Annotated in this window: 22 protein-coding genes, 1 tRNA gene and 1 pseudogene; 13 read left to right on the top strand and 11 right to left on the bottom strand. The window is 64.3% G+C overall.

Going from position 1 to position 18,964, the window contains the following annotated elements:
• The 4 genes from NKI61_RS28285 to NKI61_RS28300 all read left to right on the top strand — a co-directional run.
• Window positions 1-961: cobyrinic acid a,c-diamide synthase CobB (locus tag NKI61_RS28285; RefSeq protein WP_352841893.1), on the top strand; the 961-nt coding region annotated here is incomplete at its 5' end.
• Window positions 958-1,725, top strand: a complete 768-nt coding sequence (locus NKI61_RS28290) for an adenosylcobinamide-GDP ribazoletransferase (protein ID WP_031196366.1) — start codon at window positions 958-960, stop codon at window positions 1,723-1,725. The genes NKI61_RS28285 and NKI61_RS28290, both read left to right, overlap by 4 nt.
• 24 nt (window positions 1,726-1,749) lie before the next feature.
• Window positions 1,750-2,760 carry a nicotinate-nucleotide--dimethylbenzimidazole phosphoribosyltransferase gene (gene cobT / locus NKI61_RS28295; protein ID WP_023706148.1) on the top strand — a complete coding sequence of 337 codons (1,011 nt, stop codon included), beginning with the start codon at window positions 1,750-1,752 and terminating at the stop codon, window positions 2,758-2,760.
• A 250-nt stretch (window positions 2,761-3,010) separates the two neighbouring features.
• The gene (locus NKI61_RS28300; protein ID WP_156932593.1) at window positions 3,011-3,283 is read left to right on the top strand and encodes a hypothetical protein; all 273 of its coding nucleotides are present in this window, start codon (window positions 3,011-3,013) and stop codon (window positions 3,281-3,283) included.
• A gap of 178 nt (window positions 3,284-3,461) precedes the next feature.
• Here the strand turns inward: NKI61_RS28300 and NKI61_RS28305 are convergent.
• Window positions 3,462-3,537 (bottom strand) — tRNA-Lys (locus tag NKI61_RS28305).
• 106 nt (window positions 3,538-3,643) lie between these two features.
• Window positions 3,644-4,552, bottom strand: coding sequence for a PhzF family phenazine biosynthesis protein (locus NKI61_RS28310; protein ID WP_023706150.1), 909 nt, complete (start codon window positions 4,550-4,552; stop codon window positions 3,644-3,646).
• Window positions 4,553-4,665: 113 nt separating this feature from the next.
• On the opposite strand from NKI61_RS28310, the gene NKI61_RS28315 reads away from it, so the two are divergent.
• The 4 genes from NKI61_RS28315 to NKI61_RS28330 all read left to right on the top strand — a co-directional run bounded on the left by NKI61_RS28315 (window position 4,666) and on the right by NKI61_RS28330 (window position 8,244).
• Window positions 4,666-5,952: an efflux RND transporter periplasmic adaptor subunit gene (locus NKI61_RS28315; protein WP_023706151.1), complete on the top strand. Its 1,287-nt coding sequence runs from the start codon at window positions 4,666-4,668 to the stop codon at window positions 5,950-5,952.
• A gap of 4 nt (window positions 5,953-5,956) precedes the next feature.
• Window positions 5,957-6,658 carry an ABC transporter ATP-binding protein gene (locus NKI61_RS28320; protein WP_352626228.1) on the top strand — a complete coding sequence of 234 codons (702 nt, stop codon included), beginning with the start codon at window positions 5,957-5,959 and terminating at the stop codon, window positions 6,656-6,658.
• A complete protein-coding gene (locus NKI61_RS28325) occupies window positions 6,655-7,872 on the top strand; it encodes an ABC transporter permease (RefSeq protein WP_023685173.1) in 1,218 nt (405 codons plus the stop codon). The genes NKI61_RS28320 and NKI61_RS28325 overlap by 4 nt, the downstream gene beginning before the upstream one ends.
• A gap of 129 nt (window positions 7,873-8,001) precedes the next feature.
• Window positions 8,002-8,244 carry a hypothetical protein gene (locus NKI61_RS28330; RefSeq protein ID WP_023690325.1) on the top strand — a complete coding sequence of 81 codons (243 nt, stop codon included), beginning with the start codon at window positions 8,002-8,004 and terminating at the stop codon, window positions 8,242-8,244.
• Here the strand turns inward: NKI61_RS28330 and NKI61_RS28335 are convergent.
• Both NKI61_RS28335 and NKI61_RS28340 read right to left on the bottom strand, forming a co-directional pair.
• On the bottom strand, window positions 8,241-8,960 hold the full coding sequence (locus NKI61_RS28335; protein WP_023712689.1) for an NUDIX hydrolase: 720 nt from the start codon (window positions 8,958-8,960) through the stop codon (window positions 8,241-8,243). The genes NKI61_RS28330 and NKI61_RS28335 overlap by 4 nt on opposite strands.
• A 5-nt stretch (window positions 8,961-8,965) precedes the next feature.
• Entirely contained in the window at window positions 8,966-10,078 is a 1,113-nt protein-coding gene (locus NKI61_RS28340; RefSeq protein WP_023712688.1) for an endonuclease/exonuclease/phosphatase family protein, read from the bottom strand.
• A gap of 157 nt (window positions 10,079-10,235) precedes the next feature.
• On the opposite strand from NKI61_RS28340, the gene NKI61_RS28345 reads away from it, so the two are divergent.
• Together NKI61_RS28345 and NKI61_RS28350 are read left to right on the top strand one after the other, a co-directional pair.
• A complete protein-coding gene (locus NKI61_RS28345; RefSeq protein WP_023698358.1) occupies window positions 10,236-10,829 on the top strand; it encodes a BA14K family protein in 594 nt (197 codons plus the stop codon).
• A 169-nt stretch (window positions 10,830-10,998) separates the two neighbouring features.
• Window positions 10,999-11,283 carry a PilZ domain-containing protein gene (locus NKI61_RS28350; RefSeq protein ID WP_023685169.1) on the top strand — a complete coding sequence of 95 codons (285 nt, stop codon included), beginning with the start codon at window positions 10,999-11,001 and terminating at the stop codon, window positions 11,281-11,283.
• A gap of 81 nt (window positions 11,284-11,364) precedes the next feature.
• On the opposite strand, the gene ilvC is transcribed toward NKI61_RS28350, so the two are convergent.
• From ilvC to NKI61_RS28365, 3 genes are all read right to left on the bottom strand, one after another.
• Window positions 11,365-12,384 (bottom strand): ketol-acid reductoisomerase, encoded by a 1,020-nt coding sequence (gene ilvC / locus NKI61_RS28355; protein WP_013531065.1) that lies wholly within the window; start codon window positions 12,382-12,384, stop codon window positions 11,365-11,367.
• A gap of 23 nt (window positions 12,385-12,407) precedes the next feature.
• Window positions 12,408-13,058, bottom strand: coding sequence for a TetR/AcrR family transcriptional regulator (locus NKI61_RS28360; RefSeq protein ID WP_502899936.1), 651 nt, complete (start codon window positions 13,056-13,058; stop codon window positions 12,408-12,410).
• A 157-nt stretch (window positions 13,059-13,215) separates the two neighbouring features.
• A complete protein-coding gene (locus NKI61_RS28365; RefSeq protein ID WP_023698360.1) occupies window positions 13,216-13,674 on the bottom strand; it encodes a MarR family winged helix-turn-helix transcriptional regulator in 459 nt (152 codons plus the stop codon).
• Window positions 13,675-13,769: 95 nt separating this feature from the next.
• Between NKI61_RS28365 and NKI61_RS28370 the strand changes: the two genes are divergently transcribed.
• Together NKI61_RS28370 and NKI61_RS28375 are read left to right on the top strand one after the other, a co-directional pair.
• On the top strand, window positions 13,770-14,075 hold the full coding sequence (locus tag NKI61_RS28370; RefSeq protein ID WP_023690332.1) for a Rieske (2Fe-2S) protein: 306 nt from the start codon (window positions 13,770-13,772) through the stop codon (window positions 14,073-14,075).
• A 1-nt stretch (window position 14,076) separates the two neighbouring features.
• A pseudogene (locus NKI61_RS28375) lies at window positions 14,077-14,811 on the top strand (glutathione S-transferase family protein); the annotation flags it as partial.
• On the opposite strand, the gene NKI61_RS28380 reads toward NKI61_RS28375, so the two are convergent.
• Both NKI61_RS28380 and NKI61_RS28385 read right to left on the bottom strand, forming a co-directional pair.
• Window positions 14,705-16,033 (bottom strand): FAD-dependent oxidoreductase, encoded by a 1,329-nt coding sequence (locus NKI61_RS28380; RefSeq protein ID WP_352841896.1) that lies wholly within the window; start codon window positions 16,031-16,033, stop codon window positions 14,705-14,707. The pseudogene NKI61_RS28375 and the gene NKI61_RS28380 sit on opposite strands and share 107 nt — an antisense overlap.
• A 73-nt stretch (window positions 16,034-16,106) precedes the next feature.
• The gene (locus NKI61_RS28385) at window positions 16,107-16,514 is read right to left on the bottom strand and encodes a winged helix-turn-helix transcriptional regulator (protein ID WP_023690335.1); all 408 of its coding nucleotides are present in this window, start codon (window positions 16,512-16,514) and stop codon (window positions 16,107-16,109) included.
• Between the two features lie 138 nt (window positions 16,515-16,652).
• Between NKI61_RS28385 and NKI61_RS28390 the strand changes: the two genes are divergently transcribed.
• The gene (locus NKI61_RS28390; RefSeq protein WP_023741658.1) at window positions 16,653-17,543 is read left to right on the top strand and encodes an SDR family oxidoreductase; all 891 of its coding nucleotides are present in this window, start codon (window positions 16,653-16,655) and stop codon (window positions 17,541-17,543) included.
• 50 nt (window positions 17,544-17,593) lie between these two features.
• Here NKI61_RS28390 and NKI61_RS28395 read toward each other — a convergent pair whose 3' ends face one another.
• Window positions 17,594-18,634: an SDR family oxidoreductase gene (locus tag NKI61_RS28395; protein ID WP_352668956.1), complete on the bottom strand. Its 1,041-nt coding sequence runs from the start codon at window positions 18,632-18,634 to the stop codon at window positions 17,594-17,596.
• Window positions 18,635-18,669: 35 nt separating this feature from the next.
• On the bottom strand, window positions 18,670-18,964 hold a 295-nt coding region (locus NKI61_RS28400), incomplete at its 5' end, for a KUP/HAK/KT family potassium transporter (protein WP_502899935.1).

An 18,964-nucleotide genomic window follows, 5' to 3' on the forward strand; every position in this document is an offset into this window, starting at 1 on the left:
AGCGGATTGCGCATCGGCCGAAACGATGCCGCCGGCCGCATTGGCAATCAAGGGTTTTGCCACCTACGACTCGGATGTGCGCATGGCCGGAATCGTGCTCAACCGTCTCGGCAGCGAGCGCCACCGCAAGCTGTGCAGCGAGGCGATCGAAACGCTCGGCCTGCCGGTCGTCGGTGCCATCCTGCGCGATCCCACGCTCAATTTGCCGGAGCGCCATCTCGGCCTCGTCCAGGCCGGCGAATATGCCGACCTGATGACGCATCTCGACCGCCTCGCCGACATGGTCGAGAAATCCCTCGACCTTGACGCCATCATGGCGCTGGCCGCGCCGTTTTCGCCGGCATCAGGCAGTTTCGAACATGCCTTGCAGCCGCCCGGCCAACGAATCGCGCTCGCCGAAGACGCCGCTTTCACCTTCCTCTATCCGCACGTCGCCGGCCACTGGCGTCAGGCCGGCGCCGAGATCGTGCCGTTCTCGCCGCTCGCCGACGAAGCACCGGCGCAGGATTGCGATGTCTGCTGGCTGCCCGGCGGTTATCCCGAGCTTCACGCCGGCAGCCTCGCGGCCGCAACCAATTTTCGAGCTGGCATGGCCAGGTTTGCCGAGACCAAGCCGATCCATGGTGAGTGCGGTGGCTTCATGGTGCTGGGCGAAGCGCTGGAGGACGCGGCCGGCGAGACGCACGCCATGCTTGGCCTGCTCGGCCATTCCACCAGCTTTGCCAAGCGCAAGATGAACCTCGGCTACCGCGAGGCACGCCTGCGCGTCGCCTGTCCGCTGGGGCCGCAAGGCGCGCTGATCCGCGGCCATGAATTCCACTATGCGCAGATGATTGCGACCGGCAATGACGAGCCATTGGCCGATCTCGCCGACGGCCAGGGCAATCCGCTCGGCGCCTCCGGCTATCGCCGCGGCCATGTCAGCGGCACCTTCTTCCACGCCATTGCGAGGGGTGCATGACCTCCGTGCCCTCGCCCCGGCAAGCGCTCGACGACGTCGCGCTTTGCCTCGTCTTCTTCACCCGGCTGCCGCTGCCGGTCTTCGACCTTCGTGGCCGCAGCCTGGCCGATGCGATCTGGGCGGCGCCTGTCGCCGGCCTCGCCGTCGCTGTGGCTGGTGCTGTCGTCTACGCCGCGGGCGTACAGCTCGGCCTTGCCCCCGGCCCGGCAGCAGCCCTTGCGCTTGCAGCAACCCTGCTCGCCACGGGCTGCCTGCATGAGGACGGGCTTTCCGATGTCGCAGATGGCTTTGGCGGCGGCAAGACACGCGATAAAAAACTGGAGATCATGCGCGACAGCCGCATCGGCGCCTATGGCTCTTCGGCGCTTGGCCTGTCGATGCTCATCCGCTGGAGCGCGCTGTCGCAACTGGCCAATCCGACAGGCGTGCTCTTGGCGCTGATCGCCGCCCACGCCGCATCGCGCGGCCTGCTCGGCGCGTTCATGCATCTGGCGCCGGCGGCGCGCAGTGACGGCCTGTCTGCCGGCGCCGGGACCGTCTCGGCCCAGACAGCTGTTCTCGGCGCCGTGCTCGGGGCCATCCCGCTTCTGACCCTGGGGCTCGGCGGCGCCTTTGCCGCACTGACCTTGCTCGCTCTCGTGTTCAGCGCCTTGCGCGCGCTCTGCCTCAACCAGATCGGCGGCCACACCGGCGACACGATCGGCGCCCTGCAGCAGCTGGGCGAGATCACTGTCCTGCTCGTCGCTTCCGTTTCCCTGTCCTGATTCTTCCCCGGAGATTCCTTCCCCATGCCATTCAAATCATTCGACGAACTGCGCGCCGCCTGTCTCGATCTGCCTGCCGGCAGCGATACCGCCGCCAACGCCGTCGCCCGCCGCCAGGACACGCTGACCAAGCCTCAAGGCAGCCTGGGCCGGCTGGAAACTCTCGCCGCCTGGCTGGCGCGCTGGCAGGGTCGCGACATGCCGAAACTCGACCGCGTCAAAGTCTTCGTGTTCGCCGGCAACCACGGTGTGACGGCGCAAGGCGTGTCGGCCTTCCCGTCGGAAGTGACGGTGCAGATGGTGGCGAATTTCGCCGGCGGCGGCGCCGCCATCAACCAGCTGGCCCGCATCGCCGGCGCGGAACTCGACGTCATCCCGCTCGATCTCGATCATCCGACCGGCGATTTCACTGCCGTGCCGGCGATGGATGAAAAGACATTTCTCGCCGCCGTCTCGGCTGGCTATGACGCGGTGACGAAAGACCTCGACCTCGTCTGTTTCGGCGAGATGGGCATCGGCAACACCACACCGGCGGCCGCCATCTCGACCGCCCTGTTCGGCGGCGGCGCTGAAAAATGGACCGGGCGCGGCACCGGCGTCGACGATGCCGGGCTGAAGCGCAAGGTCACCGCCATTGAATCCGGCCTCAAGCGCCATGCCGACGCGCTGTCCGACCCGCTGAAGATCGCCGCCGCCCTTGGCGGTCGCGAACTCGCCGCCATCTTCGGCGCCACGCTCGCCGCCCGCCACAACAATGTGCCGGTGCTGCTCGACGGTTTCGTCTGCACGGCCGCCGCAGCACCCCTGGCGCGACTGCACCCCTCAGGCCTCGCCCACACCATCGCCGCCCATGTCTCAGCCGAATCCGGCCACCGCCGCCTGCTCGAAGCGCTCGGCCTGCCACCGCTGCTCGACCTCGGCATGCGGCTCGGCGAAGGCTCCGGCGCCTGCCTCGCCGTCAACATCGTCCGCTCGGCGCTGGAATGCCATGTAAGGATGGCGAGCTTTGCCGAGGCTGGCGTTTCGGAGAAGTAGCTAGAGCGATTTGGCGGGAGGGCGCCGGCCCGAACCTTCACTGACCATCGTCGGGCCGGTCACTGGCATTCCGGGCTGGTGGCTCGAACAGCACGGCCGCTGAAAGATTCCCCACCTGGGGGTTGGCCCGCTGCTTCTGTGGTAGGCTCTTTTTACTGGCACTATTCGCCGCCGTTGCCGGCAAAATGTGATTGACGTAACGGTGACCAGGCGCAATCATTACGGATTGTGCAGGGTGAGGGCGTTTTCAATGAAACTCGTTGTCTTTGGCGTAGCAATAGTATTGGCCGTTACCGGAGCAGCTGTTGCGAAAGAGAAGAAAAAGGTGGCCACCGCTCAGGCTACAACCTCGTGTTCTACAGCTCATAAGAAGGCTGGCAGCAAGCCGACCGCGAAACCGGATTGCAAATCGACAGGCACCGTGGTTGCGCGACCGTCAAATAGGGCCGAAAACTTCCTGGATCATTATAGTCCGCGCTTAGGGTATGACACCAGTCCGTGGTTTCAAACTGGCTTTAATTGATGGCGGCTTCGGCTTCCGGGCCTTTCTTAATCCAGCGCGGCCTTCCCTCCTTCGCCAAATAGCGCACCCGGCTTACCGGCCGCCGACTTTAAGGCAAACCTGCCCCATGATTGAGGCATGTCGAGGCGCGTCAACGCGTCCGGCATCCCAAGGTCTTCCACCAACTCTTCTAGAAATTTGGTGGGTGCGCACAGGATTGAACTGTGGACCCGCTGATTAAGAGTCAGCTGCTCTACCAACTGAGCTACGCACCCACTCGACCGGTAAAACCGGCGTTGGCGGGCATATAGCCGCCGATACCGGTCCTGTCCAGCCCTGCCGGAATCATTTCCCGACAAATCGCTGAACTGCCGCTGGCGGTCACACGAACAGCCTGCCTTCCGCCACCTTGATGGCATGGCCGCCAATGCGCGCGGAGGCCAGTTTTCCGCCTTCGACAGTGAGTTCGAGCCGGATACGTGACGGGCGGCCCATCTCCAGTCCCTGCTCGATCCACAGTTGCGAAATGCCGTCGGTCGGGCCATCGAACTGCATGATGGCGCCGGCAAAGGCCGCCGCCGCCGACCCGGTCGCCGGGTCTTCATAGGACGGCGTGCCCGGCACGATCATGCGGACATGGAAGGCGCTGTCATGGTTCACCGTCTGGCGGCAATAGACATACGGGCTGGCGAAAGCCCATTCGCTCTTGCGCGGCGCCAGTTCCGACCAGGCCTGGTTGTCGAGCTTGACCCGGGCCGCAGCCTCCAGATTGGCGACCGGGATGGTGACGTAAGGCACGCCTGCCGACCAGAACGACACCAGGTGATTCTCGAAGCCGATCTCATGCGGCGCCAGGCCAAGGGCTGCGCCGATCGCTTGCGAATCGGCGTCGAGCTTCAGCGGTTCCGGCAGCTTGGCCAGGTCGAACTCCGCAAAGGTGGCGCCATTGTGCCGGCTGACGGCGCAGCGCACCGGGCCGATATTCTCCTCCAGCACGAAAATGCCGGCGTCGCCCTCGCCTGTCAGTTCGGCCAGCGCGATCGCGGCGCCAACTGTCGGATGTCCGGCGAACGGCATCTCATAGTCGGGCGTGAAAATGCGGATGCGGTTGCGATGTTTTGGATTGTCCGGCGGCAGCACGAAGACCGATTCGGACAGGTTGAACTCGCGCGCAATGGCCTGCATGGCGGCTGTATCCAGCCCTTGGCTGTCGAGCACGACAGCCAGCGGATTGCCGGCCAGCCGCTCCGTCGTAAACACATCGTAGAGCAAGTAATTGCGGGTCTGCATCTTGAAAAACCTTCCGCCTCAATCCGAACATGGCCGAAATTTAATTTGATATTCGAACCACCAAGCCTGATCTGTGCACAACTAGGGACATTACGCTTTCATAGGGGTCCGGCGTGGACCAGCTTGTCAATCTGCCAAAGACGGAATCGGATTCCGCCATCGAGGCGGCGCTCGGGCTTGATCAGAGCGGCGTGCGCAAGACGCGCCGCCGGGGCTGGCTTTACGCGCTGCTGGCGCTGATCGCACTTGCCGCCGGGTTGGCAGGCTACCAGTGGTTTGCCGGCTCCCCGGCCAAGATCGACTACACCACCACGCCGGCTACCATTGCCGACCTCACCGTCGCGGTTTCGGCGACCGGCACGCTGCAGCCCCTCACCCAGGTCGACATTTCAAGCGAGCTGTCCGGTATCATCCGCTCGGTCTCGGCCGAAGAGAACCAGCAGGTCAAGAAGGGCGACGTGCTGGCGACGCTCGACACGGTGAAACTCGAGGTCCAGATCGAACGCGCCGAAGCCTCGGCCAAGGCCGCTGCCGCCAATGTCGAGGACGCCACGGTAACCCTGAAGGAGAACGAAAGCGCCCTCACCCGCGCGGCCGAACTGACCAGGCGTGGCATGGCGACCGATCAGTCGCTCGAGGCGGCGACTGCCACGCGCGACCGCTCCAAGGCGGCGCTCGATAGTGCGCAGGCCAATCTCGCCATCGCCCAGGCCGATCTCAAGGCGCAGCAGACCGACCTTGCCAAGAGCACCATCTATGCGCCGATCGACGGCATCGTCTTGACGCGTTCCGTCGACCCCGGCCAGACGGTCGCCTCCTCGCTGCAGGCGCCGGTTCTGTTCATCATCGCCGCCGATTTGAGGAACATGGAATTGGTGGCGGCGGTCGACGAGGCCGATATCGGCGCGGTCAAACCAGGCCAGCATGCACGCTTCACCGTCGATGCCTTTCCGGAGCGGCCGTTCGACGCCGAGATCCGCGACATCTCCTACGCCTCGGTCACCACCGACGGCGTCGTCACCTACAATGCACGGTTGGAAGTCGACAATAACGAGCTTTTGCTGCGGCCCGGCATGACCGCCACGGTTTCGGTCGTCACCAGGCAGGCCAAGAGCGTGCTCACCGTGCCTTCAACAGCGTTTCGCTATCGGCCATCGGCACCTGCTGCCCGCGCGTGGAGCCTCAGCGATCTGTTCACCGGCCGCATGGGTCGTGGCGGCAACCGCCGCCAGCCGGTGAAGGCGCCCACCGACGGCTCACGCACGCTCTATGTGCTGGAGAACGGCCGGCCGCACCCGGTCAACGTGAAGATCGGCTCCACCGACGGCGAACTGACCGAGATCACCTCCGGGCTGGATGAAGGTGCAGAGGTTATCACGACCTCGCAGCTGCGGAGCTGACGCCATGGCGGGCCTCATCGGTTTCGACACGGTCTGGAAGAGCTATGGCCAGGGCGAAGCCAAGGTCCATGCGCTGGCCGGCGTCGACCTCGCCATCCAGCGTGGCGAATTCGTCGCCATCATGGGCCCGTCCGGTTCGGGCAAATCGACCGCGATGAACATCATCGGTTGCCTCGACACGCCGACGGCCGGAACCTACTCCTTCATGGGCATCGACGCCGGGCGGCTCGACCGCAACCGCCGGGCGCTTCTGCGCAATCTCTATATCGGCTTCGTCTTCCAGGGTTACAATCTGTTGCCGCGCACCACGGCGGCGGAAAATGTCGAGCTGCCGCTGATCTATCGCGGCGCGCCGGCCCGCGAGCGCCGCGATCTTGCCATGCAGGCGCTGGCGGAGGTCGGCCTGGTCGGGCGCGAACATCACACGCCGGCCGAACTCTCCGGTGGTCAGCAACAGCGCGTGGCGATCGCGCGCGCCATCGTCACCAGGCCGACGCTGCTCGTCGCCGACGAGCCGACCGGCAATCTCGACACCGCCCGCACGCATGAGATCATGGAGTTGTTGACGCGGCTGAACCGGGAGCTCGGCTTGACCATCGCCATGGTCACCCACGAGGCCGATGTCGCCGATTATGCCGAGCGCACCATCCGCTTCCTCGACGGCCACGTCGCGTCCGACACGGCCAAGTCGGAGTTGGCGTCATGATCTGGGAAACCGTCCGCCTCTCTCTGCGCTCCATCCGCCGCAATGTGCTGCGCTCGTTCCTGACGCTGCTCGGCATCGTCATCGGTGTCGCCGCCGTCATCGCCATGCTGACCATCGGCTCCGGCACCACCGCCAAGGTCAAATCGGACATCGCCAAGCTCGGCTCGAACCTGCTCGTCGTCCGTTCCGGCCGCCCGGCAGGCACTGGCGGACCAGGCGGGCTCGACCAGGCGGTACGGCCTCTGGCCGACAAGGATGTAGCCGCCCTCGTCGCGCATCTGACCGGTGCGCGCGCCATCGCGCCGGCGTCGCAGAAACAAGTCCGCGTCATCTTCGGCACCGAGAGCCTGACCTCGGGCGTCACCGGCACCGACAGCGCCTATCTCGACGCCCGCGACTGGAAGCTGGTGTCGGGCCGCCCATTCAGCGATTCGGAGACACGCTCGGGCACCGGCGTCTGCCTGATCGGCGAGACGGTGCGCCAGCAATTCTTCGGCGCCGGCGAACCCGAGGGCGAGATCATCCGCGTCAACCGCACCTCGTGCAAGATCATCGGCCTGCTCGAACCCAAGGGCTATACCGGCTTCGGCCAGGACCAGGACAATGTCGTCTTGATGCCGCTTGCCGCCTATCAGCGCCGCATCGCCGGCAACCGCGACATCGACAACATCTACGTCGCCGCCGACGACCGCACGCCGACCACCGAATTGCAGCCGCGAGTCGAGGACATTTTGCGCGACACCCGCCGCATCACGCCGGACCGCGAAGACGATTTCTCGATCCGCGACATGACCCAGATCGCCGACGCCATGGCCAGCGCCACCACCACCATGACCGGCATGCTGGGCGCCGTCGCGGGCGTCAGCCTGCTGGTCGGCGGCATCGGGATCATGAACATCATGCTGGTCTCGGTCACTGAGCGCACCCGCGAGATCGGCATCAGGCTCGCCATCGGCGCGCATGAAAAGCACATCCTCATCCAGTTCCTGGTCGAGGCGACGGTGCTGTCGCTGCTCGGCGGCATTATCGGCATCCTGATCGGCCTGGCGCTGGCCGGCCTCGCCTCGGCAACGCTGGCCATACCGTTTGCGCCGAGCCCGGCGGTCATCCTGCTCGCCGTCGGTTTTTCGGCGCTGATCGGCATGGTGTTCGGCTTCTTCCCGGCGCTGCGCGGCGCCAGGCTCGACCCGATCGACGCGCTGCGCCACGAATAAGCGCCAGATCAGCTCCACCGCAACCAACCGCTATCCACAAGGATGGGTGCTTGTCGACATCGGCAATACTTGTTGTCGTCCGGTCTGCGATGCTAATTTTAGAGCAAAGCATCTAGTCAAGGAGTTGCAATGAGCAAGAAGGCGCGGCTAATTCTGACGATGGTGATCATCGAAGGCGCCCTTGCGGGACTTTGGTGGTATCTCGCCCGCTACGGCATGGCCAATCCCGATCGTGTCACCGCCGATTTTCAGGCAGTCGTCGGCCAGACGATGGGCATGGTCATGGGTGGATTGCTGGGCATCGGCGTTATCCTGTTCCTCGTCGCCGCCCGCAACGACCGCAAGGCGGCGCAGAACAATCCGCGCCGTTAGCCCCCGCCACCGCCAAAATGCCACTCGACCAGCGGCTTCATATGCGGTGCCAGCCCTTCCGGCAGGTCGGCGGCGTGGCGGATGATCACCGGCCCCTCGATCTCCGGCTCGGTCTCGGTCGCGACGAAGGCGCCGATGCGCCGCGCAACCTCGTCGGCCGGCGCATCGACGTGGTAGCGGCGGAAGAGGACCGTGCCGGTCGAAGTCGACAGCGCATGGTAGCGCTTGCCGCGCGCAGCGCCTGTCAGGTCAAGCCCGGTCTCCTCGCGCACTTCACGGATCATGTTGAAATCGACATCGACGCGGCCATCGCGAAAATCGATCGGCTCGAACGAGCCGGCAGCGAAGTAGACACTGCCGGCCGGGACCGTGTGCGCGCCCATGCGGATCGCCACCAGGGCGTTGTCGCCGGCGACCAGCATGGCGTGGCCATAGGCATGCTCGGCGCCCGTCCCCTGCCGGTTCTTTCGCCACAGCAGGAAGGTCGAGTACTTCACCGCGTGACAACGCCCGACGATCCGCTTGTCGCGCCAGGCGAGCGCCGAGAGCAGCACCACCGTGCCGTCGAACAACGCCGGATTGGCCGTGACCTCGCGCCGCCAGTTGTCAGTGATCGCCTGCGCGTTGTCGCGCTCGAACGGATGCGGGCCGGGGTCGAGCCGGACGTCGATTTCGTCGACGGGCAGGATGACGTTGCGCGGCAGGTCGAAGCTCACCGTGCTCAAGCCATGTCCAGGGTAATTGCGACGGGACAATGGTCCGACGCCTTCGGCCGGTCCCAGCCGGCGCGCGGAAAGCGCTCCACCGCCTGTCCGGCCGGAAAGATCGTGCGCCAGGGCTGGCCGTTGCGGATGATGTCGGGAACCGCCGTCGCATTCTTCGCCGCCAGCCCTTTCGACAGCAGGATGTAGTCGAGCTGGCACAGATGCCGCTCCTTCGGCCCGCGCGTGTGGTAGAAACTCCAGCGGTCCATCTCCGGCCGGCGTTCGACGACATTCTCGCAAAAGCCGCCGGCGGTGAGCACATCGATACAGGACTGGCTCTCGTCGATCACCTGGAAGCGGTAGCCGTCGATAGCGTCGCCCTCGATCTTCACCCGCTGCCGGTAGTCGTTCATGTCGCCGCAGATCGCCCAGTTTTTGTCGGCTGCGTGCTCTTTGCCGAAGCGCTCGTCGATAATGCGGCGCACCGCTTGCGCCTCGGCGATGCGCACCGGCATCGTCGCCTCGCGGCCGTCGAGCCCATTGCGCGGCGAGCCCATCGATTTGAAATGGACGAGGTAAAGCGTCAGCGGCACGCCGCCGACCTTGATGTCGACCTCCAGGCAGTCGCGCCGGAAGATGCGTTCATTGGCCAGGTTGCCGAGCGCCTCGAGTTCAGGCGTGTGCAATCCGAACTGCTCGAACGTGACATAGGCATGGCTGGTCATGCGCACGAACTCGATCGGCTGACCTTGCGCGGTCTCGTTGCGCATCATCACGGCAACGTCGATGCCGCGCGAATCATTGCCGGCGGTGGTGTATTTCTGCCGGTAACCCTCGCCCACCATCTTGAAGAGATAGCCGTACTCGAAGGCCTTCAGCGCCTCGATGTTGTCGACCTCCTGCATGCAGATGATGTCCGCACGGGTGGCGGCAATGGCGAGCGCGGTCAACTGGCGCGTATCGTCGGATTGCGCGATGGCGCGCGCCTGCTCCAGCATCCGGTATTCGGCTTCGCTCTGGATGTCGAAAAGCGCCAGCGTGCGGTCTTCGTTGAGCTGGTTGCGGAAGCCCGAGAAATCGAACCTGTTCATCAGGTTTTCGACATTGAAAGTGGCGAGGCGCAGCGACATGGACTGACCTTTGCCTGCAAGCGCCCATGAAAACAAGGGCTGCTTGTCATGGCTGATGGAACCTTTCCGTTCATCCTCCGTTCAGACGCCAAGGTCCATCAATAGGCCACTTCCCTGGGGTATCCGGGCGTGGGGCCTGTATCACTTGGAGAGTGCAATGAGCTCGCTCTTTTCGTCCACAGTCAAATCCGGGCTGTTAGCGCTCGGTCTTTTCTCGGGTCTCACGGCGCCATCCGCCGCCGGCCCGATCCTGCAGCCAAACCTGGCGGTGCCGACAAGCACCGCATTGTCTGACATCACACCGGTTCGCGACAGCTGGGCGGGCGGCAATGACCGCCGCTCCTTCAACGATTGGCAGTGGCGCCGCCACGACGGCCGTCACTTTGCCCGGTCAGGCAACTGGAACAACGGCAACTGGAATGGCGGCAACTGGAACGGCGGCGACAACTGGCGCTGGCGCCATCACCGTCACCATCGCGGCCGTGATTTTGACAGCGGCGCCGCAGCAGTTCTCGGCCTCGGCCTGGGTCTCGGCCTCGGCAGCATCTACAACAACGGCTACTACAACAACGGCTATTACAATGACGGCTATTACGTGCAGCCGGCGCCCCGCCGCTATTACCGCACGCAGCGTCTGTCCAGCGCCCATGTCCAGTGGTGCTACGACCGCTATCGGTCCTACCGGGCCTGGGACAACACGTTCCAGCCCTATGGTGGCCCGCGCCAGCAATGCTGGTCGCCCTACAGCTGAACTATAAACGACAATACACGACGGCGCCGCCCCATCGCGGCGCCGTTTTCATTTGGGAAAGACGGCTGGTCTCGGTCACCGCTAACCATATGTTTATCGGCTCAGCCTATCCGTGATATCGTGCCCCATCTGACGATCGCGCCGATCCGGTCGCGAAGGACGTGCCGTCATGGCCGACAACGAATTGCGAAACAAACACCGGCAGCGCGTGCTGAAAGGCGCGACGATTCTGACCGGCCTCACCAATTCCGAGGTCAAGTGCACGGTGCGCAACATGCATGCCGGCGGCGCCGAGCTGAAAGTGTCTATAGACGCGCGCGTCCCGGACGAGTTCCTGCTCTATGTGCCGGTCGACGGCATCGGCTACAAGGCCATCGTGCGCTGGCGCCGCGACGACCGCATCGGCGTCGAGTTCACCGGCACCGAGCCGAAGCCCCATTGGCACTATGGCTGAGTATCCTGATCGATAAACCGGCATGAAAGAGCCGGCGGATCGCTCCGCCGGCTCTTTGCTCCCAATCCCGACGACTGCGGGTTAGTTCTTGGCCTTGTCGACCAGCTTGTTCTTGGAAATCCAGGGCATCATGGCGCGCAGCTTGGCGCCGACTTCCTCGATCTGGTGGCTGTCATTGTTGCGGCGGATGCCTTTGAAGCGCGACATGCCGGCGCGGTATTCCTGCATCCATTCCGAGGTGAACTTACCGGTCTGGATGTCCTTCAGCACGCGCTTCATCTCGGCCTTGGTCTCGGCGGTGATGATGCGCGGGCCCGAGACATATTCGCCCCATTCGGCGGTGTTCGAGATCGAGTAGTTCATGTTGGCGATGCCGCCTTCATAAATCAGGTCGACGATCAGCTTGACCTCGTGCAGGCACTCGAAATAGGCCATTTCGGGCGCATAGCCGGCTTCCACCAGCGTCTCAAAACCGGCGCGGATCAGTTCGACCAGGCCGCCGCAGAGCACGACCTGCTCGCCAAACAGATCGGTCTCGCATTCCTCGCGGAAATTGGTCTCGATGATGCCCGAACGGCCGCCGCCGACGCCGCAGGCGTAGGACAGAGCGAGATCGAGCGCGTTGCCGGAAGCATCCTGGTTGACGGCGACCAGGCACGGCACGCCGCCGCCCTTCTGGTATTCGCCGCGCACCGTGTGGCCGGGGCCTTTCGGCGCGATCATGACGACATCGACGGTCGACTTCGGCTCGATGAGGCCGAAATGCACGTTGAGGCCGTGCGCGAAGGCAATCGCGGCGCCGTCACGAATGTTTGGCGCGATTTCGTTTTTGTAGATGTCGGCCTGCAATTCGTCAGGCGTCGCCATCATCATCAAATCGGCCCATTTGGCAGCGTCCGCCACGCTCATCACCTTGAGCCCGTCAGCCTCGACCTTCTTGGCGGTCGCCGATCCCGCCTTGAGGCCGATGGCGATTTCCTTGGCGCCGGAATCCTTGAGGTTGAGCGCGTGCGCCCGGCCCTGGCTGCCATAGCCGATAATGGCGACCTTCTTGCCCTTGATCAGATTGAGATCGGCGTCGCGATCGTAATAGACACGCATCTTTTGCTTCCTTCCCGTAGAGATTAGAGGCCTTGCGGCCCGGTTTTTGCTCCATAAAGAGCGAGAAACTGCTGCGTCGCCCGGGCGGCATCGCCGCCGATCGCCGCTTCAGTCAATTCCAGCCTGTCGCCGAGCAGGAGACGGATCTGCACGTCGCGGGCGACCAGCCCGAAAAAGGTCCGGAACGCCATTTCGGCGTCCGTAAAGTCGAGCAGCCCGGCCTGCTTGCCGGCAAGCAGCACCGGCTTCAGCCGTCTGGCCAGCGCGAAACGGCCATTCTCCAGCACGATGGCGCCGAGATCGTCCTTTCCGGATCCGGCATGGCCGACCGCGACGCGGTTCAGCGCGATCGAGGTATCGCTCGAAATCACCTTCAGCCAGTCCGAGGCGAAGCCTTCCAGGCTTGCCGTCAGCGAGGCAAGATCCAGCCGCTCACCGTCGACCGGCACCACGCGCACTTTCGATGCCTGCCACTGCACGGTCGCCGTCAGCAGTCCGTCGCGGTCGCCGAACCATTTGTAGAGCGTTTCCTTCGAGCAGCTGGCGCGGCGCGCCACCGCCGTCATGGTCAGATTTTCGCCCTCCTCGACCAGCAGCCGCAAAGCCGCGTCCAGGACGGCCTTTTGCCGCTCTGTCAGCACTTCGCTGGTATCGATGTCGGCGCTTGCCTGCAACAATTTCCGCCCATTCGATGAGGTCGCCGGGTCGCCTCAAACGGCGTACCGTACGTTACGGTTCGGCATATTGCGCAATCCTATGCTCGACGCAAGGGGTCAGGTAGAAAAATCGTCGACGTGAGAGCCGCCGAGCAAACCACGAGATTCTGACGGATCAATCATCGGCGGGCGGATGGCGCAGCTCTCCAAGCAGGCTCGCCAGTATCTTCAGCTCCTCCGCGGAGAGTTTTGCGCCGACCAATTCCGCAATCGACCGTCCATAGACAGCCCACATCCGTCGCCTGGTCTCACGGCCCTTGGCCGAGATGCGGATGGTTTGGCCGCGGCCGTCGTCGGCAACCCTGAGTTTCTCGACCAGTCCTTCGGCCTCGAGCCGCGCCAGAAGCCGCGAGATATTATACTGCGCAAACAGAGTGCGCTCGGTCAGCTGAAATGGCCGCAGCCCGCCCTCACCCGCCTCGGCGAGTTCATGCAGCACGTCATACCAGTCGAGCGGCGGCAAGCCGCTAGTCTTCAAAGCCTCTTCCGCCTTTTCGATGAGCTGGCGCGAAACCCGCATCAGGCGGGCCCAGGCCTTGACGGCTTCGGGCGAAGGCGTGGTTGTTTTGGCCATGACCCATTCTAGGCGATAGATGCAGTTGCATCAAGCTTGACGGTCAATGCACTTGCATCTATATGCATGCAACTGCATCGATCCGGGAAAGATCCATGAAACACGAAATTTGCAAAGTCGCCGACGTCCCACAGACGGGCAGCCTGATCGCGCCATTCTTCGGCCGCGAGGTCCATATTTGGCGCAGCGGTGAGCGCATCCGCGCCGCCGCCAATGTCTGCCTGCATTTCGGCGGGCCGCTCGACTGCAAGGACGGCAAGCTGGTCTGCCAATGGCACGGCGCCGCCTTCGACATGACATCAGGCGACCGGATCGAAGGTCCGGCGCCAAAAGCGTCGCGACTGATGTTCCTGTCGACGCGCGTCGAGGACGGCGCGTTGAACTATGTCTGGGGAGAGTGACATGCCTGAGAAGAATGAAATGACTGAGAAGAATGAAATGACTGGCAAGCTCATTCTCGTCAGCCATCATCTATGCCCCTATGTGCAGCGCGCGGCGATCTCGCTGGCCGAGAAGGGCGTACCGTTCGAGCGTGTCACCATCGACCTCGCCAACAGGCCGGACTGGTTCAAGGCGATTTCGCCGCTGGGCAAGGTGCCGCTGCTGATCGTCCACGCAAATGGCGAGGAGACGGTGATCTTCGAATCTGCCGTTATTCTCGAATTCCTCGAGGAGACGCAAGCCAATCCTCTGCATCCGGCCGACGCCTACGCCCGTGCCCGGCATCGCGCCTGGATCGAGTTCGGCTCAGCGACATTGAACGCCATCGGCCGGTTCTACTCGGCATCGACGGAGGCCGCCTTCCTGGCGGAATCCGCAGCGCTGTCAGCCATGTTCGATCGTGTCGAGAACGAATTGGCCGACCAGGCCGGACCGTGGTTCAGCGGCCAGCGCTTTTGCCTCGTCGACGCCGTCTACGGCCCGGTCTTCCGCTATCTCGACGCCTTCGACCGGATCGGCAATTTCGGCATTCTGGACGGCAAGCCATTGGTCCAGGCCTGGCGCAAGGCGTTGAGCGAACGCGCCTCGATCAAGGGTGCCGTGGCGCCGGACTATCCGCAGCGGCTGCGTCTATTCCTGCGTGCGAGAAATTCGTTTCTCTCGACCCTGATCCCGCCCGATGATCTGGCCAGTGCACCTCCTCTAGCCCGATCCGCCTGAACGGATCGATCAGCGTGCCGGCCACCATCGAGGCAAGCACGCTTGGCACTGGCGGGATTTTGGCGATGGTTGCCACCAGCCTGTCGCGGAAGAAGGGCAGCATCGTGCCGTCCGACTGGTAGAACGGCGTCAGCGCCAGCGACAGCAGCTGGAAGATCCAAACATGCCATCGCCGCGCCCGGGCGTAGCTTTCCAGCGCTGCCTCGACGTTGCCCGTTTGTGCCAAGGCATGGCTGAGTGCTGCCGCGTCGAGCAGCGCCATGTTGGCGCCTTGCCCGAGCTGCGGGCTGGTCGAATGCGCGGCATCGCCGATCACGGCCAGCCTGCGGCCAGCCGGCAGCTTCATCGTGTGGTGGCCGTAGCGCGCCAGCGACAGCTGGTCGAAGCTGTCGATCTGGCTGGTGAACGCCTCGCACTGCGGCCACAGCGAGACCAGTCTCGCCTTCCATGCGTCGAGCCCTGCCGCGCGCACGTTTTCGGCATCCGCCGGCTTCAGGCTCCAGAAGAACGCCGCCATCTTTTCCCCGCCCGGTTCCGGTCGGCCGATCGGCAGGACGCCGATCATCACGCTGGCCTTGTCGTAGCGCTGCAGCAGCGCATTTTCGTCGAAGCCTTGGCGCCAGCCGAGCGAGGCCCAGAACGCGCCGTAAGTGAGCTGCCGCGGCTCGGCCGGATCGTTGAGGCACCGGCGCAGCTTCGAACGCGAGCCGCTGGCGTCGACGACGAGGTCGAACGGCCCTGCCCTGCGGCCCCCCACCGTTCGGCTCTTGTCGAAGATCAGGCTTGCCCGCTCACCGACGTCCAGCGCCTCGATCTCGACACCGGTTTCGATGGCGATGCCTTGGCGCTGCGCGGCGCGGAACAACACGTTGAACAGCGCCGCCCGGTGCACCGCCAGCCCGAAGCGGCCGCCAGGCTGCGCGTCGTAGCGCACGGCGAGCACGGTGCGGCCGGTCGAGGCATCGGCGCCATGCAGACGCTCGATGCGGCTGCCGAGCGCCAGAATGTCGTCGAGCAGGCCGAGATCGGCAACCACGCTCAGCCCGGTCGGCTGCAGGATCAGTCCGGAGCCGACGGGCTTGGGCTCCTCGAAACGTTCGAAGATGGTGACGTTATGGCCCGCACGCTTGAGAAAGAGCGCGGTGGCGAGCCCCGCCGGGCCGGCGCCCGCAATCGCGATGTCTAGAGATTTTTCCATTGCGCCCAACCACTGGCGGGACAATCCTTCAGCGCCATTGTCAAATCAAGCCATTGCTGCATGGACCAAAATATCAGCCACCGGCGTCGAAGGCAGCGCGCGCCTTGCGCACCGCACCATGGTTGAGTTCGGCCCACAGGATCAGTTGATGCAAGGCGCCGAACATCGAACGGCCGAGATCGGTCAGGCTGTATTCGACGCTTGGCGGCTTGGTCGGGAACACTTCGCGATGAACAAAGCCGTCGCGCTGCAGATCGTGGAGCGTCTGGGTCAGCATGCGCTGCGAGATGTCGGGTACCAGGCGCCGCAACTCGCCGAAACGATAGGGCTGCTCGGCGAGCGCCGCCATCAGCAGCGAACTCCATTTGCCGTTCACACCCTGCATCACGTCGCGAACCGGGCAATCGGCAATGTTTGCGCCATCGCTGGTGGCTTTGAATATATTGAGCTTGGTTCTCAGATTGACGACCTTGCCGTCCATGGCTGCTGGTTCCCTGGCGGTGCCTACCTCCCTAAAAACTGCCTTCTTTACGGTGGCCGGTCAATTCTTATTTTAGTGCTGGTCTCTTTTTGAGACTGTCAGAAGCACCCGCCACCCGGCGCAATTTCAGGATCCCCCATGACCGCAACCCTTCTCGTCACCGGCGCTTCCGGCCAGCTTGGCCGCGGCGTCATCAACCACCTGCTGGACACATTAAAGGTCCCCGCAAACCGCATCATCGCCACCACCCGTACACCCGCCAACCTTGCCGATCTGGCGGCGCGCGGCGTCGTCGTCAGAGCCGCTGACTTCAACGACCCGCAATCGCTTGCCGAGGCCTTCGCGGGAGCCGACCGGGCACTCGTCATCTCGACCAACGAACTTGAGGTACAGGGGAAGCGGCGCGAGCAGCAGCTTGCGGCGGTGACCGCGGCCAAACAGGCTGGCGTCGGCCACCTGCTGTACACCTCGATGCCCAACCCCGAGCCTGGTTCGCCGGTTGTTTTCGCGCCCGACCACTACGACACCGAACAGGCGATCAAGGCGAGCGGCATCCCCTACACGATCTTCCGCAATGGCTGGTATAACGAGAACCTGTTCATGGCGTTGCCGCAGGTTCTGGCATCGGGTCAGTGGTACACCTCCGCCGGCGACGGCGCCATTTCCTACGGCACGCGCGACGATTTCGCGGCGGCGATCGCAGCGGGGCTCGCCTCGGACAGCAGCGAAAGCGCGACTTACACGCTGACCGGCCCCAGTGCGTATACGGCTGCCGAAGTGGCGGCGTTGGTCACCGAAGTCACCAGCAAGCCGATCCAGGTCATCCAGCTTTCCGACGAAGCCCTGACCGAGGGAATGAAGTCGGCCGGCCTGCCTGAACCCTTCGCAAAGGTGCTGGTGTCGTTCGACGCTGCCGCCCGCGCAGGTGACCTCGGCATGGTGACCGACGCGGTCGAAAAACTCTCCGGCCGAAAGTCGGTGCCGCTGAAGCAGTTTCTGGAGACGAACAAGGCTGCACTGGCCGGCTGAAAGCTGCCGTTGCGGGACGCCGAGCCCTTACGATTCGGCCTCCCGCACAATTACTTACGTCGCTTGACCAGTCCCAGCCGGATCAGGCTTTCGCCCGTGGCAATCAAAGCATCTTCGCGCGAGCGTGGCGCCCAGCCGAGCACGCGCACCGCCTTGGCGTTGGTGGCGTTCTTGATCTTGCCCAGTTCCGTTGCGAGCTGTGCCGCTTCCGGATTGAACAGCCCGATGATGCGCACCAGCCAATCGGGAAACTCCCGCGTCGAGACGCGCGACGCCGCCGGCCCGAGCCGCGTCTTCAGGGTCTGCGCGATCTCGCGCACCGTCATGAAATCGCCGGCGACAGCGAGGAACCGTTCGCCCTTGGCGGCGGGGTGGGTCATGGCGCGAACATGCAGATCCGCCACGTCGCGCGCGTCGACGACGCCGAAGGACAGGCGCGGCAGCCCAGGCACGGCGCCGTTCAGCATGCGCTGGACAAATTCGGTCGAGGTCGAATGGTCGGCGCCGAGCACCGGTCCAAAGATGCCAACGGGATTGACGACCGCAAGTTCCAGCGCGCCGCCCTGCTCGGCGATGAAATCCCAGGCCGCGCGCTCGGCGAGCGTCTTGGACTTCACATAGGCGCTGACCTTGCCTGCCGGATCGGTCCAGTTTTCCTCGTTGAAAGGCTGCCCATCCGCGCGCATCTTGCCATAGCCGACGGCCGCGAAGGATGAGGTGAGCACGACGCGCCTGACCCCGGTATCCCGCGCCGCCCGCAGCACGCGCAACGCGCCCTCGCGTGCCGGAAGGATCAGGTCATCCTCATGCGTGGGCACGCCGGGCGGAAAAGGTGATGCGACATGCAGCACGTAATCGCAGCCGGCCACCGCCGCCGGCCAGCCTGCGTCGGCCATCAGATCGGCATGGGCGAATGAAAGGGCGTCACCGGGCTCCGTGCCACCTGCCTTGAGCATGGCGAGCACATCGGCTTCGCGCCTGGCCGATCGCACGGAGGTGCGGACGCGGTAGCCGGCCTTCAACAGTTCGAGGATGCAGTGAGCGCCGAGGAAGCCGGACCCGCCGGTGACCAGCACCAATTCGCCGCTCATATTAGCCTCCTCGACGATTTATCCGTTCGAGACCCTCAGATCGCCACCTGCGTGCCGATCTCGACCACACGTCCGGTCGGGATCTGGAAATACTCCGTCGCATCGGCCGCCGAGCGGGCGAGCCCGATGAACAGCTTGTCCTGCCACACCGGCATGCCGGAATTGGGCGATGCCTTGAGCGAGCGCCGCGACAGGAAGAACGACGTCGTCATGATGTCGAACTTCCAGCCCTGCTTGCGGCAGATCGCCAGCGCGCGCGGAATGTTGGGCTGCTCCATATAGCCGAAGGTCAGCGTCACCCGCATGAACAACTCGTTGACTGTCTCCATC

It is taken from the genome of Mesorhizobium sp. M0514, assembly GCF_040321145.1.
GTDB lineage: Bacteria > Pseudomonadota > Alphaproteobacteria > Rhizobiales > Rhizobiaceae > Mesorhizobium.

Coding starts and splice junctions, on each gene's coding strand:
- NKI61_RS28325 (WP_023685173.1), top strand. CDS start 6,655: ATGATCTGGGAAACCGTCCGCCTCTCTCTGCGCTCCATCCGCCGCAAT.
- NKI61_RS28370 (WP_023690332.1), top strand. CDS start 13,770: ATGAAACACGAAATTTGCAAAGTCGCCGACGTCCCACAGACGGGCAGC.
- NKI61_RS28380 (WP_352841896.1), bottom strand. CDS start 16,033: ATGGAAAAATCTCTAGACATCGCGATTGCGGGCGCCGGCCCGGCGGGG.
- NKI61_RS28300 (WP_156932593.1), top strand. CDS start 3,011: ATGAAACTCGTTGTCTTTGGCGTAGCAATAGTATTGGCCGTTACCGGA.
- NKI61_RS28340 (WP_023712688.1), bottom strand. CDS start 10,078: ATGTCGCTGCGCCTCGCCACTTTCAATGTCGAAAACCTGATGAACAGG.
- cobT (WP_023706148.1), top strand. CDS start 1,750: ATGCCATTCAAATCATTCGACGAACTGCGCGCCGCCTGTCTCGATCTG.
- NKI61_RS28330 (WP_023690325.1), top strand. CDS start 8,002: ATGAGCAAGAAGGCGCGGCTAATTCTGACGATGGTGATCATCGAAGGC.
- NKI61_RS28350 (WP_023685169.1), top strand. CDS start 10,999: ATGGCCGACAACGAATTGCGAAACAAACACCGGCAGCGCGTGCTGAAA.
- NKI61_RS28385 (WP_023690335.1), bottom strand. CDS start 16,514: ATGGACGGCAAGGTCGTCAATCTGAGAACCAAGCTCAATATATTCAAA.
- NKI61_RS28395 (WP_352668956.1), bottom strand. CDS start 18,634: ATGAGCGGCGAATTGGTGCTGGTCACCGGCGGGTCCGGCTTCCTCGGC.
- NKI61_RS28345 (WP_023698358.1), top strand. CDS start 10,236: ATGAGCTCGCTCTTTTCGTCCACAGTCAAATCCGGGCTGTTAGCGCTC.
- NKI61_RS28310 (WP_023706150.1), bottom strand. CDS start 4,552: ATGCAGACCCGCAATTACTTGCTCTACGATGTGTTTACGACGGAGCGG.
- NKI61_RS28320 (WP_352626228.1), top strand. CDS start 5,957: ATGGCGGGCCTCATCGGTTTCGACACGGTCTGGAAGAGCTATGGCCAG.
- NKI61_RS28290 (WP_031196366.1), top strand. CDS start 958: ATGACCTCCGTGCCCTCGCCCCGGCAAGCGCTCGACGACGTCGCGCTT.
- ilvC (WP_013531065.1), bottom strand. CDS start 12,384: ATGCGTGTCTATTACGATCGCGACGCCGATCTCAATCTGATCAAGGGC.
- NKI61_RS28390 (WP_023741658.1), top strand. CDS start 16,653: ATGACCGCAACCCTTCTCGTCACCGGCGCTTCCGGCCAGCTTGGCCGC.
- NKI61_RS28365 (WP_023698360.1), bottom strand. CDS start 13,674: ATGGCCAAAACAACCACGCCTTCGCCCGAAGCCGTCAAGGCCTGGGCC.